This is a genomic window from Vibrio owensii (genome assembly GCF_002021755.1).
GTDB classification, from domain to species: Bacteria; Pseudomonadota; Gammaproteobacteria; order Enterobacterales; family Vibrionaceae; genus Vibrio; species Vibrio owensii.
Genome location: NZ_CP019960.1, coordinates 1643177 through 1659501, shown reverse-complemented (window position 1 = coordinate 1659501; position 16325 = coordinate 1643177). Strand labels below are relative to the sequence as shown.

Here is a 16325-nt window from a genome sequence, read left to right as displayed (position 1 = left end):
AGGTAATGTGGACAAGTTTTCGGATATGACGCTGTTTGTCAGCATAGTGAAGAACCAAGGGCTGGCAGCGGCTGGTAGAGAGCTCGGCTTATCGCCAGCAACAGTAACGGCAAGATTGCAGTCGCTAGAAGACCGTTATGGGGTGAAATTACTTAATCGCAGTACAAGGCATATTTCACTGACGGACTCTGGCGCTATGTACCATCAGGCATGCTTGGAAATCATCGACAGCGTTAAAGAGACGGAGAACTTACTCCAAACTGGCACCAAAGAAGTGCGCGGCACACTTAAAATCTCGGCTCCTTGCGATATTGGTAAGCAATACATTTCGCCAATACTGTCGGAATTTAGTCAGCTCTATCCCGATGTGATCCCTTATCTGTATTTGAACGATAACTTATCCAACTTGGCGGAGTCCGGTTTGGACATCGTTATCCGATATGGGGAGTTAGCTGACAGCAACCTTATCTCTCGCAAACTGGCGTCCAGTCGCCGAGTGCTTTGCGCTTCTCCTCAGTATTTGGCAAAGAAAGGCACGCCGATCACGCCACAAGATTTAGCACAGCACGATTGTTTAGCCATGGTTCGCAGCAATGAAGAGTTGAAAACATGGCACTTTCAAGATGAAGAGCAGCACAATGTTGTTACTGTCGTACCGAAGCGCTTTTCTGATGATGGCGAAGTGATTCGTCAATGGGCATTAGATGGGGCGGGGATTGCGTTGAAATCGATTCTCGATGTACAAGAGGACATCAAACAGCAGCGTTTAGTGACGGTGTTAAATGGCTATATGAAGAACTTCAACGCCTCGACCTCTTCTGCTGGCGCAGATTTGAACGTGATATACCTGAGCCGACAGTATCAACCTAAGCGACTTCGTTTGTTTTTGGACTTCTTGATTGAGCGTTTTCATAGCCAGTTTCCCGAATGAGCAAGGCTTAGACGGCAACCCGTAATTGAGGCCATGTGATTAGCCAACTTTTGGATTCTACCCGAGATTGAAACAGCGCTAATGTTCGCTTGGGATTGTAAGTAACCCGACCTTCAAACAAAGACTCAAATCCGAACGCTGAAATGCACTCTATCTGGTTCTTTTCGTTCAATCTGGCAGCAACCGCCGTCTCTTTTTCTGGCCAGTAACTCATCGCATCCAAGGTACTTTGGTATGGCTTATCACCATTCCTTAGGTGCATGTTTGCTTGATTACGTACTTGCCAGTTGAACTCTGGCATCATTGCAGTTAACTGAGCTTCATAAATCAACGCCGCCTTGTCATCTATTTCATTTGGGTCGAAGTAGACAATATCAAGGTCATTGAGTGGGGTTGGCTGCGGTTTGTGATGAAGATGGTCCCAAACTAGATTTCGTACGAAGCCTGCAGCAATGTAGCAATCTGGTAAAGCCAGTGAGCGAGCACATTCCATTGCTTTCATACGTTCATGATCGGCAAGCAATAATTGAACAAGATCTTCCATGTTCACCCTTAAGATTTGGCTGGAGGCAGCTCAATGCCCAATTCATCGCGTTTTCGCTTACTCAAGCCAAGTGCAACTAATCGATAAGATTCTGATAAATAGTACTTTAGCTCTTCGTCTAGGCGTCCGGAGGTTTCCGTTTGTTGAATCCACTTCATACCACGGTTTGCGAAATAAGGGGCAGGAATATAGCCCTCATAATCACTTAAAAAATCGAAGTTTAAAGGGGAAGTCTTAAACGTAAATGCAGGCTGCTTGTCTTTACTCCAGCCACCAATAGCAAACACCTTTCCGCCGACTTTCCAAACGTGCGCGTCGCCCCATTGAACAACATGGGAAGTGGCAGCGAATGAGCCACAGAATTGATTAAATTCTTCGTATGTCATGGTCAACCTTAACTTATGAGAATCATGGTGTTGGCTAGGTTAGCACAGGTTGATTGGTCTTGATGTATCACGATTCATTGTAAAGCTTTACAGGTCGGATTCTGTCTGAACTTTTTGTTTTAACTCAGGTAGAGTGAAATTTAAATAATCTTAAATTATAGGTAATTTGAGTAATGTGAACTTTTCTCCTCGTAGGATTGGACTCCTATATCCTTTCTTACGTGATTGCTGAGGTCGTTAATGTAATACCTATCAATATTGGTTTTTTTAATTAAATTAAATTTATTCAATAGTATAGATGCTATTTTTTGAGTTTTTAACAATATGTTCTTCAATTGAATTTCCTTGTTCGACCATTTGATGTCAGTATTATCGAACCAACAAAGCTCCATTACGAACAACGATTTATTACAAGTATTATAAGTAGAGGTTATGGACAATAGACTTCGCTATCTTTCAGCGCTTCATTACTTTGAATCTGCAGCTCGACTAAAAAGCTACAGTAAAGCGGCTGAGGAACTTTGCATCACTCAGGCAGCGATAAGCCAAAAGTTGAGGCAGTTAGAACAACGTTTGAGTTGCAAGCTGTTCATTCGACGTGGACGTGAAATGCACCTGACGGATAAAGGGCAAATTCTTCATCGACACGTTAATGATGGTTTCAAAAACATCATTACAGGCCTAAATCGAATTCAAAATGAACCGCTAGAAGGCGTGTTGAATGTTAGTGCTCCGCGTTCTTTTTCGACTCGTTGGCTAATGCCAAGGCTATGGAAATTTACAATGGAGTACCCGCATATTCCTATCAGAATGCAAAACCTCCACACCATGGATATCAGACACACTGAGACCGATGTACTAATTTGGCAAGGCGATGGAGATGCAACCGATTTAGGGTTGGAGCAAAAGACGTTATTTGAAGAAGAAATCTATCCTTACTGTTCTCCACAACTTGCTGAATCAATTAAGTTTACCCACCCTGATCAGTTACAACGTTGTTGGCTGATTGACTTTCACTCAGAGGCATTCAATTGGGAGCAGTGGTTTAAAGCTGCCGACGTTGATACTCAAAAAGACAGACTTCAGTGGATGGAGGTTGGCACCTTTGATATGGGAATCAATGCTGTGGTAGCTGGTCACGGGGCGTGCTTAGCAACAGATAGTGTTTGTGCCGACTTTATTGAAAGAGGGATGCTAGTGAAACCTTTTGATATTGGTTTAAAGCCAGGTGTTCGTTACTCGGTAATTGATGACCCTTCGTCTTCGCGCTCTTTGCGTATCAGTGCTTTTAAAGCTTGGTTAATGAAAGAGCTTTCTTTTAAGTAACTTGCTAGTTTTAAGTTTATTTTCATTGGGAATGATAAGGTCAAACGACGGGCTGTTTGAGATAACCCAACATGCCTTTGGGTGCTAGTTATTTGATTAACTGAGCTGGCTTGTTACTTTAATGACTTGTTCTTTAAAGACGTCTTTGACTTTTTGATTGCTGCTCTTAGCTACGGATACCCACTGTAAGCCAGTTCCATCAACATGTTGGAATTCAATTTGTAGCTCGTATTTTTTTGTTGAATTGAGGGCAGCAATTATGCCCACAACGAAGGCAAAAGGGGCGGTAAAAACGCCAAGTGATTCAGGGCAAACCATCCAAACGACGCTTGAGACTATTGTTCCGATGCAAAGGATACGTAAGGCATGGTCTTTAAATGTGTTCGTTTTTACACGTATTCCTTTTATCTTTTCCAAAAGATAATGATCTTGTTTAAAGGAAAACTGGGATTGCTTAATTTGAAAATCTTGTGCAGAAATCATTGACAACACCTCTCATCAGTTAAATGCATACATATGAATATCACTTCTAAAGTCTGATAATCAATTGTCTTGTGAATAATATAGAGGGGGAAGTCACAGGTTTTTATGATTTGAGGAAAGAAAGCGAAAAAGGTCGCGGTTTTCTCTAGATGGCAGATAAAACAAAGCCGCTGAGATTATCAGCGGCTTTGTCGTTTTAACTCGGTATCTAATTACTTAGCTACTTGCGGACGTGGCTTGCGACGTTGTCCTGATGGCTTGTTGCCTGACGGTTTACCGTTTGAAGGCTTTGCGCCTGCTGGTTTGCCGCTGTTAGGTTTGCGGTTACCTGATGGTTTACCACCGTTACCGTTTTTGTTTGCACCAGGTTTGTTCGCACCAGACTGGTTGTTATTCGGCTTGTTACCGCTTGGCTTGCCGTTTGAGCGAGCTTGGCAGTCACGGTTGCCTTTTGGCTTGCCAGCGCCGCCTTTGCCAGATTTGTTTTCGCCTTTACCGTTTTTGTTGTCACTGTTGAAACGACGCTTTGGTTTGTTGTTACCGCCGCTGTTTTTCTTCTCGGCTGTTTGACCGTTTTCACCTTCTGCTTTTGGCTTCTTAGGCTTTTTCGGTTTCTTTGGCTTGATAGGGCGAGTATCTAGCTTCGACTCTGGCAATACGTTAGTTGGTGCGTAGCCTTCTAGCTCTTTACGAGGCAGCAGTTGTTGAATCAAACGTTCAATTGCAAACAGCTCTGATGCTTCAAGTGCGCATACTAGAGAGATCGCTTTACCCACTTCACCAGCACGACCAGTACGACCGATACGGTGAACGTAGTCTTCTGCCACTTTAGGTAGCTCGAAGTTAACCACTTGAGGAAGCTGAGGAATATCGATACCGCGTGCAGCGATGTCTGTTGCAACTAATACACGAACTTCGCCAGATTTAAAGTCAGCCAGTGCTTTAGTACGTGCGCCTTGGCTCTTGTTACCGTGAATTGCTGCAGCTGTAATCTTTTGGTCGATTAAGAACTTAGCTAAGCGGTTTGCGCCATGCTTGGTTTTGGTAAACACCAATACTTGTTTCCAATCGCCATCTTTGATCAGCTTGACCAGCATTGGCGCTTTCTTCTTCACGTCTGCTGGGTAAATGCATTGTTCTACGGTGCGTGCTGTAGAGTTTGCAGGGTTAACTGAAATCTCTACAGGGTTGTTTACCAAACCTTTTGCAAGGTCGCGGATTTCATCAGAGAAAGTCGCAGAGAACAGAAGGTTCTGACGCTGCTTAGGCAGTAAATCAAGAATCTTGCGAATGTCGCGAATGAAGCCCATGTCTAGCATGCGGTCTGCTTCGTCCAGAACCAGCATTTCTAGTTGGTCAAACTTCACTGCATTTTGGTTGTATAGGTCCAATAGACGACCTGGTGTTGCAACCAATACGTCCGCACCTTTACGAAGGCGAAGCATTTGCGGGTTGATCTTCACACCACCAAATACCACTGCACTCGTTAGAGGTAGGTGGCGGCTGTACATGAACACGTTTTCTTGTACCTGAGCAGCAAGCTCACGAGTTGGTGTGAGCACCAATGCGCGGACTTGGTTGCTACGTATACGTGGACCGTTCGACAGACGTTCAAGAATCGGAAGCGTGAAGCCTGCCGTTTTACCTGTACCAGTCTGTGCTGCTGCCATCACGTCTTTCCCTTCCAAAACAGCTGGAATTGCTTGTGCCTGAATTGGCGAAGGGGTGTCGTAGCCTTTTTCCTGAATAGCTTTAAGGATTGGAGCAGATAGACCTAACGAGGTAAAACCCATATGTATGATTCTCAATTGTCGAGTTAGATAACAAGGCGTCGAATTTATGTACGACGCGAAAAGTGCGACATTCTGAGGCTTTTAAGCGTTAGCTTCAACTATTTCTGTCATGGATAATTTTTTGAAGCAGATCTCATTTCTCACGATAGCGTTAAAATGCAGTCTTTACCTCAAGTTAGCTTGAGGTTTTAGAGTGTTTAACAAGCAAAAGGAAAACTAAAACGATAACCCAAATTAACAAGGAACAACGTTATGAAAAGCTATGTTGAACACGCCAATATCTCCGTCGTAAATGCGCGCAAAACCATTGAATTTTTAACGACTGCTATTCCAGAGTGGACAATCCGTGGCAGCGGTAAGCTTGATGACTGGTTTGGACGCCCTATCGAATGGTTTCATGTCGGAGATGAGCATTCTTACATTGCGATCTCCGATGGTGGAGATGGCGATGCTGGGCATTGGACGACACATTTTACTGGCATGAAACATCTCGGTATCGTCGTTCCTGATGTTGATGCGCTCGTAGCTCGATTAAAAGAAGTGGGTTATGAGCTTGACCACTGGGGCGCGGAACACCCATTTCGTAAAAACGTCTATTACTTGGAAGATCATGGTATGCAGTTTGAGTTTGTCGAGTATCTGTCGGACAAAGACAGCGAACGAAATGATTACACTCAGTAGTATTTATTGAATCAAGGATGGAGCAAGGCATAGAGCGTATACCTTGCTCTTAAGTGTGAGGCTAGTGTTTGGCGTGATCCAAAAAGGCTTGAGTTAGCAGTTGGAACAGAGCGTCAGTATCTGGCCTTTCTTCTATATGATTGAATAGGGGAGTATGCACGTCGCCGCGAATATCATCGTTATGCCCGCAAAGGCGATTACATAACTGCACAGGTTCAACGATCTTTTCTACGTCTGCATCAATAAGAATGCAGGCCTGAGAGAGCACCACTTGCCCGCCGCCTTTCTTCAGTAAGACTCGTTGTGCGGTTCCCACCACTTTTTGTCCATTGATGTTTAGGTTGTAGTCCCCGTCACAATAGGAGTTGGGTGTTGCGTGCACATCAACCTTTACACCAAGTTGTTCAAAGAAAACCTCTAGGATAGAACATAAGTCGAGATATGCTTTTTTGATGTCGTATGTCTGACCTTCTGGCCAATGATAGATGTGGGATAGATTAATGATTCCAGGAACTTGTGGTACGGGTGCGCCGCCAGTTTTTCTCGAGAATAGTTTCCAGTTAGTCTCTTCAAGGCCTTGTTCAAGCTCGTCTGAAATAGGCCACTTTTTGCCCGCAGGAAGGACGAGCGTTGGGCTTTTCACTTGCCATAACAGTAAGACTTGAGAGAGTTGATCCGTCTGCACGAGTTTGATCAACTCATCTTCTTTACTGAAAACATCTGCGACTTCAGTGGATTGATAGCGGATCAGTTTATTTTTGGAAGCCAAATTCAGTTCCTCTTTTCATCTACCCTTCAGTTTTACTCCAATTCCTTCACAAAATCCAATCACAGCTCTGTTTTTGTTTGAAAGTAAATGTTCATTAAAAACATTAAGTTAAATCCTTCATGCTCAAATATCGAATCAGGTTTGCAATTTGTTTCAAATGCAAATGTTGCTTACGCAATGATTGTTGTGTAATCTTTACTTCGTACCGCTACTCAAATCAAATCGAAAAAGAGAATATCGCTATGAAAAAGTCACTCAGCCTAGCTCATCGACTCAGCTCTATCAGTGCGTACCTACTCATCATGAGCTTTTTTATTAGCACCGTATTGGTTGAATTATTTGGTGATCACCAAGCTATCTTGTTCGTCAAAACCTATATTTCTTATGCGATTTGGGCGGTAGTACCTTTAATGGCAGTAGCTGGTATTACGGGGTCTAAGATGGCTCCGAATGTAAAGAAAGGCCCATTAGCGGCAAAGAAAAAGCGTATGCCTTTCGTTGCGTTGAACGGCATCTTGATTCTTGTTCCATCAGCCATTTACCTTCATCACTTAGCGGAACTTGGGCGGTTTGATACCACTTTCTATGTGGTTCAAATCGTGGAGTTAGTTGCTGGGTTCACTAATTTGACTTTGATGACGTTGAATATTCGAGATGCAAGAGCGTTAAAACGACCAACAAAAGCGCCTAAACAGGCTGTTATGTAAAGCATAAAAATAATTTGTTGGTCATCGTATGGGTGATAAATAGAATCCGCAGACTATTTAATTCTAAGGCGATGAAATTATGAAAAAGTTAATGACTGCTGCAGCATTAGCAACGTTGTTAACTGGCTGCGTGACCTTCCCAACGCAAGAGTCCGAGCAAGTGAAAGTGATTTGGGATGATGTAAACGCAATCGCAAACTGCCAGCACCTAGGCACAGTAATGGGCTCAGAAGGCCACTTTTATGATTACTGGCTTCATGCAGACAAAGACATGGTTTGGGGCACACTAAACCAAATGCGCATTAAAGCAGCAGAGCTAGGGGCAGATACGCTTTACTTGTATCAACCACTTGGTTTCTCAAGCTCAGTGACCATGTTCGCCAACGCGTATCAGTGTCAGAACTAAAAGAAAAGCAGACGTTAATGTCTGCTTTTTTCGTTTTAGTGTTTGCCTTCAAGGCATAGCAAGGAACGACAAGGGACACGCCGTGGTTACTATTTTGTTCTGCCCTGCGACTTAGTTCAGCTCAGCTGTTTAGTTCAGCCCTGCGGTCGCCATGGCAACTGAATCCGTAAAGGACAAAGAGAAAGCGTCATCCGTGTTCAGAACTTTTGCCGGGAACTCTAGGCTTAGCTTCGCTTCTGGTGCGACTTCTGATTCGATACTGGTGATGAACTGACGAGTTTCTCCTGGAGAGATGGTCAAGTCTTTGCCCGCTTGTGGGCCAAGCTCAGCGATACCAATCGTCGTTAGGCCATTACCTTCCTGATCGACCAAGCTCAACAAAGATTCTGATTTGTAAATCAACTCGCCCTTGTCGGTTTGATAACCTCTGAAGGTATTAAAGTTCGGTTGTAACTCGCCGTCAGAGGCTAAGTTAGTCACTGAGAAGGTGACGTTAGAGCCATCAAACTTCTCCACTCGAACAAGTACGTTCGCATCTTGGTATCGAGCGGCCGCCGCTGCAGCTGCCATTTCTCTTTGTCGTTCTTTCTCGCGTTCAACTTCCGCAACACGCGCTTTTTCTTCTTCAATTCGAGCTTCTGCCATCGCATAAGATTTATCAACCATCGCGAGTAGTGCAGGGATAGAATAAGCAGACAACCCTTCTAAGTGGTCGAAGTCGATCTTCGCGTTAGTGGTGAGCTTGTTGGTTGAGAACTGGCAGTGTCCGTCGATTAGGCTGACAAACGCCACCTCAAACGTACCTTGGAGTTTGCTGACTTCAATGCCCGCTTTCTCAATGTTGTCACGAACTTGTTTGATCTCTTCCAATGATTTTTTCGGCAGTAAACCGTTAGGTGAGACGTCGTTTGAAACTGAAACTAACTCTTCGGTCACAAACGGATTGTTTTTTGCCGGAACCACCGTCGTGACGAGGTTAGATTGGGTGATGTCTTCACCCAGCAAGACAGTCATTTTCTGCGACGCAGCAGTTTTGTTGCCGGCTAATACGTCGCTACAGTTTGGTGAGTTGCTCGCTTGTGCGGTTTGAATCGCAGCGAGAGAAAGCATGGCGGACAAGCCAGTGACGACGAGTCCTTTCGATGGTCGATTGTTCATCCTGATAAACCCCTCTGTAATATGATGCGCTAAGCCGACGTGTATAAGTCCAATCGCGGATTGGTATAGCGACATTCAGAATGGTTGTAATTGCGTCCTCGCCACGTTCATCTTCACAAGACTGCATTGCTGATGGTTTCAGCTCGACTTTCGATAGTGATAAGCCGTCACGATCAAAAGTGTTTGAATTCGCAGATGATGCTGCAAGGTCGATGTCTTTTTTCTGAAAGATAGACGTAACTTTTCAAGGCTTCAAATCCGTGATCGAGATCTATTTTTTGCGACAGTGCGAGGATCAAGCGAAAACAGACACTTAACGTAGAGAGTTGATTTTGAGAGAAAAAAATAAATTTTTTTGGGAACTTTTTGAAACGCTGCCTTTGAGACTTAATTCGCATCTCAAAGGCAGGTATTTGGATTTTAAGGTGTAATTTTTATTACAGCGCGTTGAGTACGTCTGCTAAGCGTGTTACCGCCACTTTTAATTCTTCTGGTGTTGCATTGGTGAAGTTAAGACGCAGTGCCGCTTTCACTTCAGAACCTTCTGGGTAGAAGACAGGGCTTGGTACAACGGCCACACCGTTCGACAGTAGTGATTTTGCTAGCTCAAAGGTATCGCACTCTGGGATCTCTACCCATACGAACATACCACCATCAACAGGCTTGAGGACGCAGCTCGCTGGAAGCTGTTTTTCTAGCTCTGCGTACATCACATCGTAGCGAGACTTGTACAGTTCACAAATGGTGCTGATGTGGGTTTCGAAGTTGTCATGTTGAAGCAAGCCGTGCAGTAGGGCTTGCATCGGTACGCTTGAGTGCAGATCGGCACCTTGTTTGATTTTAATCAGCGGTTCTAGGTAGCTAGTTTTACCCGTAACCACACCGATACGAAGACCTGGCGATGCAATCTTAGAGAATGAACGCAGTACGATAGAATTCTGTGGACAGAAATCAGAAACCAAAGGCAAAGCTTCACCAGAGAAACGCAGCTCGCGGTACGGTGCATCTTCGATGAAAGCCACGTTGTATTGAATACAAAGTTCTGCAACCTTTTGACGCGTTTCTAGTGCCCAGCATACGCCCGTTGGGTTATGGAAATCTGGCACCGCATAGAACATCTTCGGCTTTTGCTCAGCGAAGCACTGTTCTAGCTCTTCAAGGTTTGGACCGAACTCAGTTTGAGAAACCGTCACGATGTTTGCTTGAACCAAGCCAAACACCTGCATCGCACCAAGGTAGCTTGGGGCTTCCATTACCACTTTGTCACCCGGGTTCACATAAGCGCGTGCAATCAAATCCAAACCTTGCTGAGAGCCAGTGGTGATCATCGCGGTGTGTGTTTCAGGAAGCTTGAAGTAACCGTTTAGGAAGTTAAGTAGCGGTCCATAGCCTGCGGTTGAGCCATATTGGAACACCTCTGGCATGTTGGCCAAGTTTTCAAGCGTCGGCTTCATTAAGTCGATTGGGAAGGTTTTCTCATCTGGCAAACCGCCAGCAAGCGAGATGACGTTTTTATCGCTAGCGGCAGCGAGGATCTCTCGAATGTACGATGACTTTACTTGTTGTAGTGACTGTGCGATTTCCATGTGTTGTGTTTCTCGTATTTTTTAATTTTGGTTTTATTCAGAAGATAGTACATGGGATTTGCTAACTTAAGTGTGTCCATTTATGCTGTTAAATATGTCCATTTATACTATTTCAATCAAACGCTAAATTATGAGTCAGCAACAGGTTTCCAGAATCAATGACGTACTGTTCTACATTCACCAAGACATTAGCAGAGAATTATCCGCTAAAGAGCTAGCCGATGTCGCAGCGTATTCTGAGCAGCATTTCCACCGTATTTTTAAAGATGTGGTAGGGGAGTCGATTCATCAATACATTCGTCGTACACGAATGGAATACGCAGCAAATCAGTTGATGTTCGATATCAAATCGTCGGTATTAGAGATTGCCAATAAGTGCGGTTTCAGTTCTGTGTCGTCATTCAGCCGTGCCTTTAAATCCACGTTTGATATGTCGCCCGGAGCTTGGCGTAAGCACGATTTGCACGTCGCTGAAAAACCGTATCTCAAAGATCCTGAAGTCGCAGCGGGTTACCATCGAGTCTCGAAGCGTACCTTACCTGAGCCAAAGATTGTTGAAGTGCCACAGCGTTTTGCTGCTTATGTTCGTCATGAAGGCTACAACCGCTCTATTCGTAATGCTTGGCTGGTGTTAAAAGCGTGGGCTAATTCAGAGAACCGAGACTTCTCTACGCAATATGGTTTGCATCATTCCAATCCGGCTTGGGTTGAGTTGGACAAATGTCGCTATGTGGCCTGTATGGCCATTGATAAACCGCTTAAGTATCGCGGCGTAGTGAACCAGATGACCATTCCGGGTGGCTTACACGCGGTGTTCAGGTTGACTGGTGTGTATGGTGAGCTGCTGCCTCAAATCAGTATGGTGTTGGAGAAATGGTTGCCAAACTCGGGCTTTAAGCAACGCTCGACTCCTGCGTATGTGCATTATCATCAAAACCACTTTTTAAATCATGAAGAAGCGTTTGAATTAGATTTCTACTTGCCTATCAGTTTCTTCTAACAATTTCTCTTAAAAAGCTTTGCTTCACGTTCAATGCTTTACTATTGTGTCAGATGAAAATGCCCGACATTGACGTCGGACTTTATAGAATAAGTTGAAAATAAAATGAATATAGAACATCTCAAACTTTTCGTTCGTTTGGCATCAACGCACAACATCAGTATGGCAGGACAAGAGCTTGGATTATCGCCTGCCGTTGCCAGTGCCCACATCAATAAGTTGGAAGAAGGGCTAGGCGTTCGCCTTGTGCACCGAACCACACGTAAGGTCTCATTAACAGAAGAAGGTCAGGCATTTTTGCCACACGCTGAAGAAGTGCTTGCAACGGTAGAAGCGGCGCGAGGTGCGGTAGGAGTTGGTCATAGCGCACCAACCGGCACGCTTCGAGTAACGGCTCCGGCATCGTTTGGGCGTTTGCATCTTGTGCCTGCACTCAAAGGCTTTATGGCGGCTTACCCCGAGCTTACGGTGGATTTTCGTTTCTCCGATTCCATCATTGATATGGTTGAAGGCGGGTTCGATGTCGCGATTCGTCTTGCAGAGTTGAAAGACTCAACGCTGGTGGCACGCAAACTAGCACCAGATCGTCGCATCATTGTTGCTTCACCAGAGTATTTAGAAAAGCACGGTACGCCGAAAACACCGCAAGAACTTGCTGAGCATGAATGCGTGACGCTAATGGGGCTAGACAATTGGGTGTTTGAAACCCCAGATGGTCATTATGCGATGCGCGCTTCTGGCAGCTTTAGAACCGATAACGGCGATGCGATGCGCGATGCTTGTATCGATGGGCTTGGTGTGTCGATTAACTCTATTTGGAGTGTCTACAAACAGCTTCAAGCTGGTGAGTTGGTAGAAATCTTGGAAGACTATCCATTGGTGATGAACGCCAGCATTTGGGCCGTTTACCCTAGCTCACGTTTGATCGCACCTAAGGTTCGTGCCTTTATTGATTACTTTGCCGAGTATTACGGGCAGCCACCTTACTGGGAAACCGAACTGGCTACCCATCAGAAATAAACAAAAACGCTTTCCACTCGGAAAGCGTTTTTTATTGTGTTTATCTAGCGAGAAAGAGAACGACTACCAAGAGAAAGTCTGGATGACGTTGTCTTTTGCCATTGGGTTAGATGCAATCGCGTGATTGATGTTTCTCAGAAAATCTTCGCGTGAATCCAACAACCAACCTTTTTGAGGAACGATGTTGTTACCATGGTCGCCCCAGTAGAAGGTATCAATGTTCAAGTTTTCGAGTAGGTATTTCTCTTCCTCAAGCACTTGAAGTTGAGTTGGCATAATGAACTCACCATTCTTCACTTCTTGTTCCATCACCGTTCCTGGCTGAATCGCAAGTGCCATCGGAGCGATTTGTTCAGGATTGATTTGGTTCAAGATGTCTGTTGTCGCAATAATGTGTTCTTTTGAACGTTCACGACCACCAAGGCCAAAGATGAAAGACAGCAATACTTCAATGCCAGCTTCTTTTGCCATTGCCATGCCTTCGATCGCTTGCTCTGGTGACATGCGTTTTTTAATGCGCTCAAGTACAACACGATCACCAGATTCAAGGCCAGAATAGGCCATATCTAAACCCGCATCTTTTAGCTCTTTCAATTCAGCAATGGTTTTACGGCGGAAATCGTTCAGTCCACTGTAAAGAGAAATCTTTTTGCATTCAGGAAAGGTGGAACGCAGTTTGTCGAAGATCTTAAGCAAGTAATCCGTACGTGCCGCCATAACGTTACCATCAATCAAAAAGATCGATTCTACATGTGGGTAGATAAGACGCGCTTCTTCAATGTCTTTAATCACGTCTTCAATAGGGCGTACCTTAAAGCGCTTGTCATCAAACATGCTGCAAAACGTGCAGGTGTTGATGCTACAACCCAATGTGGTTTGGATTAAGATGCTGCGGTATTCCGGCCATGGTCGGTAAACTTTGCCCTCATAGTTCATAGTTGGATCTCCAGTTAAAAGCGGGATGATTCGATGTCATCACTCGCGAAAGATAATGGGAACGAACGCGTTTGAGTCTGGCGTTTTTTCCCGATGGCTGAAGATTAACAAGAGAAGGGTTTGTTGATAATTAGCCTTTATATCGAATGAGTTTTTAGATTTTATTGAAAATGAGCAATGGTGGCAGTTTTAGAAGCACGAGACCAAAACGTGATAAACAGAAACGCTAGAAACTGGTACACAGAAACCAATACACAGAAATCAGTACGTAAAAACAACAACACCCAGCCGAAGCTAGGTGTTTAACAGGAATCAACCGTGTTGAATTAAGCGAGTTTAGCAATCACTGCTTCAATCGCGTCTACCACTTGTTGTGATTTGGTGTCATTCAACGCATCACGATGAGGAGCGGCAAAAGCTTCAATGTCGTTGTCGAAGTACGAACCATGCGCTTGAGCAAATTCATCCGATAGTGCAGCACGAATTAGAATGTCTGCGCCCAAACTAATGTCATTACCCGCGATACCGTAAGCGTCTTTCACCATTTTGCTGCCAAGGAATGATTTTGGATTGACGGAAACCACCATAGGGCCGACGTTTTTCAACTGCAATCCCATAACGCGTGACCACATGGTCAATGCCAGTTTACTTTGAGCATAAGCTTCACCGTCTGACAGTGGTTTGTCGCCCATTAAGGCTTCGATGCTTACTGGCGCTTGTGCCGCAGAAGATAGGTTTACGACTCGACCTGTGTTACCAAGTAGTGGTAGCAACTCTTTTGTCAGCATGTACGGCGCAATGGTGTTAACGGCAAAGCGCACATCAAGACCTGCTTGAGTTCTTGAATTAGGTGTCGCGAACACGCCTGCGTTATTAATGATCACATCCAGTTTGCCAAAGCGCTCTGCCACTTCCGCAACCATCTGTTTCACAGCTTTGACTGAAGACAGATCAGCTACGATGCTTTCCACTTTGCCAGCGTTCATCTCAATCAAGCTCTGCTCTACGTTTTGAACTTTTGCTTCGTTGCGGCCATGAACAATTACGTGGTGACCATCTGCCACTAACATTTTTGCTGTTTCTAGACCAATGCCGTCTGTAGAACCAGTAATCAGGATGATTTTTTGCATAATTGAGATTCCTTTTGAATTCGATATGCAACAATCATAGTGGCATCTTTGGCGTTCGACTATTGGGAGAGTGAGGGAAACACTTTATAGAAAATATTGAAAATTAATTTGTTAGTCTTTTTGTGGGCGATACGACGAATTAACCGCTCATGAAATGCTATGGTTATTTTAAGCGTTGCTTAAGATTTGAGCAGCTTATTTAACTTGAAATGTACTCAGCCAAAGAGGTCTCTATGTTAGGTGAAAATCACTCATTAACTCATGAATTCCCAGAACATTTGGATACCATTAGTCAACTTACGGCAGATGACGCCACGTTTGCTGAAAACGCTAAAAACTACAACACGCTCGACAAGGAAATACGCCAACTAGAATTGCGAGGAAGCCCAATCGACGACCACGAAATGAACACGATGAAACATAACCGTGCAGAGCTAAAAGACTGGCTTTACTCAAAAATTATGAACGCTTAATTGACCTGTTAAGTGTCTTTGATGGCGGCTCGAATGTTCGAGCCGTTTTGCTTTTTTAAAGGGCTCGATTAATCGACAGGCAAATGGCCAGTCTTGACCCAGATAACCGTTTCTTCCTCGACGAAAGGAAAATGTTCACTCATGTGAGGGCTGCGTAGCCAAGTGTGGGTAGGGTATTCCCCAAGTTCGTCTTTAAACTCTCCAGATAGGACAAAGATCTCTTCACCTCCAAAGTGGCGGTGTGGCTGAAATTTTTCACCTTTAGGCCATTTAACCAACGCAACATGCTCGTGTTCGAAGTTGTGCAATGGCATCACCTCTAATCCGCCAATACCTGGCAACCATTCGGTTTGGTTGGTATTGATGCGAACAGTTTCTAGATCGTTAGGATCAAATTGATTGAGTTTCACTAAGATCACGCAACCGTCTTTGCTAAAAGGGGCATGTTGGCTTCCCGGAGGATTACGGAGGTAAGTCCCCGCAGGGTAATCGCCATGCTCGTCAGAAAACACCCCTTCGAGCACCAGTATCTCTTCTCCGTATGGATGAGGGTGCGTCGAGAACTGTGAGTTCGGCTCGTACTTCACCACGCTGGTGGTATGCCCAGACTCTTTCGCTTCTCGTTCCAACGGTTTGCGCCATACACCAGCGGCTGGGCTGGCTACCCAATCTTGTTCGCCAGTTTTAATCACCAAACGTTGTGAAAAGTCCATGTTTATCATTGCGTATTTCCAGTATTTGCTTTGCATTGTTTAAGTATACGTAGTTTCACACAGGTCGGTTTTCAACCCTTGAAGCGCGAGATTTTCACTTACTCACTTGCATTGGAAAGATCACAACAGAGCAGGACGTATAGGAATAAACACGACGATGAAGCAAGGTTCTTCTAATTAACCTTATGATTGTTATTGATAATTTTCATAAAAACTAAATTTACAAAATGTTACAAGCTACACTTTTTTTAGTGTTTGTTATGTTATAACATCCGCGAAATAT

At 44.4% G+C, this 16325-nt stretch carries 18 protein-coding genes; 8 read left to right on the top strand and 10 right to left on the bottom strand.

Going from position 1 to position 16325, the window contains the following annotated elements:
• The first annotated feature begins 7 nt into the window (after window positions 1–7).
• Complete coding sequence (locus A9237_RS23915) at window positions 8–931, top strand: LysR family transcriptional regulator (protein WP_078609886.1); 924 nt, start codon at window positions 8–10, stop codon at window positions 929–931.
• A gap of 7 nt (window positions 932–938) precedes the next feature.
• Here A9237_RS23915 and A9237_RS23910 read toward each other — a convergent pair whose 3' ends face one another.
• Window positions 939–1475 carry a nucleotidyltransferase family protein gene (locus tag A9237_RS23910; RefSeq protein WP_078609885.1) on the bottom strand — a complete coding sequence of 179 codons (537 nt, stop codon included), beginning with the start codon at window positions 1473–1475 and terminating at the stop codon, window positions 939–941.
• Window positions 1476–1483: 8 nt separating this feature from the next.
• Window positions 1484–1861, bottom strand: coding sequence for an MmcQ/YjbR family DNA-binding protein (locus tag A9237_RS23905; protein WP_078609884.1), 378 nt, complete (start codon window positions 1859–1861; stop codon window positions 1484–1486).
• A gap of 432 nt (window positions 1862–2293) precedes the next feature.
• Between A9237_RS23905 and A9237_RS23895 the strand changes: the two genes are divergently transcribed.
• Window positions 2294–3187 (top strand): LysR substrate-binding domain-containing protein, encoded by an 894-nt coding sequence (locus A9237_RS23895; protein ID WP_078609882.1) that lies wholly within the window; start codon window positions 2294–2296, stop codon window positions 3185–3187.
• 96 nt (window positions 3188–3283) lie between these two features.
• Here A9237_RS23895 and A9237_RS23890 read toward each other — a convergent pair whose 3' ends face one another.
• Both A9237_RS23890 and A9237_RS23885 read right to left on the bottom strand, forming a co-directional pair.
• Entirely contained in the window at window positions 3284–3670 is a 387-nt protein-coding gene (locus A9237_RS23890; protein WP_078609881.1) for a hypothetical protein, read from the bottom strand.
• A gap of 212 nt (window positions 3671–3882) precedes the next feature.
• Window positions 3883–5463, bottom strand: a complete 1581-nt coding sequence (locus A9237_RS23885) for a DEAD/DEAH box helicase (protein ID WP_078609880.1) — start codon at window positions 5461–5463, stop codon at window positions 3883–3885.
• A 252-nt stretch (window positions 5464–5715) separates the two neighbouring features.
• On the opposite strand from A9237_RS23885, the gene A9237_RS23880 reads away from it, so the two are divergent.
• The gene (locus A9237_RS23880) at window positions 5716–6144 is read left to right on the top strand and encodes a VOC family protein (RefSeq protein ID WP_038895605.1); all 429 of its coding nucleotides are present in this window, start codon (window positions 5716–5718) and stop codon (window positions 6142–6144) included.
• Between the two features lie 61 nt (window positions 6145–6205).
• On the opposite strand, the gene A9237_RS23875 is transcribed toward A9237_RS23880, so the two are convergent.
• On the bottom strand, window positions 6206–6913 hold the full coding sequence (locus A9237_RS23875) for a lipoate--protein ligase family protein (RefSeq protein WP_078609879.1): 708 nt from the start codon (window positions 6911–6913) through the stop codon (window positions 6206–6208).
• Window positions 6914–7155: 242 nt separating this feature from the next.
• Between A9237_RS23875 and A9237_RS23870 the strand changes: the two genes are divergently transcribed.
• Together A9237_RS23870 and A9237_RS23865 are read left to right on the top strand one after the other, a co-directional pair.
• A complete protein-coding gene (locus tag A9237_RS23870) occupies window positions 7156–7620 on the top strand; it encodes a hypothetical protein (protein WP_009706295.1) in 465 nt (154 codons plus the stop codon).
• Window positions 7621–7699: 79 nt separating this feature from the next.
• Window positions 7700–8026 carry a DUF4156 domain-containing protein gene (locus tag A9237_RS23865; protein WP_009706294.1) on the top strand — a complete coding sequence of 109 codons (327 nt, stop codon included), beginning with the start codon at window positions 7700–7702 and terminating at the stop codon, window positions 8024–8026.
• A 129-nt stretch (window positions 8027–8155) separates the two neighbouring features.
• On the opposite strand, the gene A9237_RS23860 is transcribed toward A9237_RS23865, so the two are convergent.
• Entirely contained in the window at window positions 8156–9184 is a 1029-nt protein-coding gene (locus A9237_RS23860; RefSeq protein WP_078609878.1) for a hypothetical protein, read from the bottom strand.
• Between the two features lie 437 nt (window positions 9185–9621).
• Entirely contained in the window at window positions 9622–10770 is a 1149-nt protein-coding gene (locus A9237_RS23855) for an aminotransferase-like domain-containing protein (RefSeq protein ID WP_078609877.1), read from the bottom strand.
• 130 nt (window positions 10771–10900) lie between these two features.
• Here A9237_RS23855 and A9237_RS23850 point away from each other — a divergent pair, with 130 nt between their 5' ends.
• On the top strand, window positions 10901–11770 hold the full coding sequence (locus A9237_RS23850) for an AraC family transcriptional regulator (protein ID WP_078609876.1): 870 nt from the start codon (window positions 10901–10903) through the stop codon (window positions 11768–11770).
• Window positions 11771–11875: 105 nt separating this feature from the next.
• Entirely contained in the window at window positions 11876–12790 is a 915-nt protein-coding gene (locus A9237_RS23845) for a LysR family transcriptional regulator (protein WP_005439159.1), read from the top strand.
• A gap of 63 nt (window positions 12791–12853) precedes the next feature.
• Here the strand turns inward: A9237_RS23845 and A9237_RS23840 are convergent, their stop codons facing one another.
• Window positions 12854–13726: a B12-binding domain-containing radical SAM protein gene (locus A9237_RS23840; RefSeq protein ID WP_005439157.1), complete on the bottom strand. Its 873-nt coding sequence runs from the start codon at window positions 13724–13726 to the stop codon at window positions 12854–12856.
• Between the two features lie 326 nt (window positions 13727–14052).
• Window positions 14053–14856, bottom strand: coding sequence for an SDR family NAD(P)-dependent oxidoreductase (locus A9237_RS23835; RefSeq protein ID WP_078609875.1), 804 nt, complete (start codon window positions 14854–14856; stop codon window positions 14053–14055).
• Window positions 14857–15089: 233 nt separating this feature from the next.
• Here A9237_RS23835 and A9237_RS23830 point away from each other — a divergent pair, with 233 nt between their 5' ends.
• On the top strand, window positions 15090–15329 hold the full coding sequence (locus A9237_RS23830; protein WP_078609874.1) for a YdcH family protein: 240 nt from the start codon (window positions 15090–15092) through the stop codon (window positions 15327–15329).
• A 68-nt stretch (window positions 15330–15397) separates the two neighbouring features.
• Here the strand turns inward: A9237_RS23830 and A9237_RS23825 are convergent, their stop codons facing one another.
• On the bottom strand, window positions 15398–16051 hold the full coding sequence (locus A9237_RS23825; RefSeq protein WP_005439149.1) for a cupin domain-containing protein: 654 nt from the start codon (window positions 16049–16051) through the stop codon (window positions 15398–15400).
• Window positions 16052–16325: the final 274 nt, after the last annotated feature.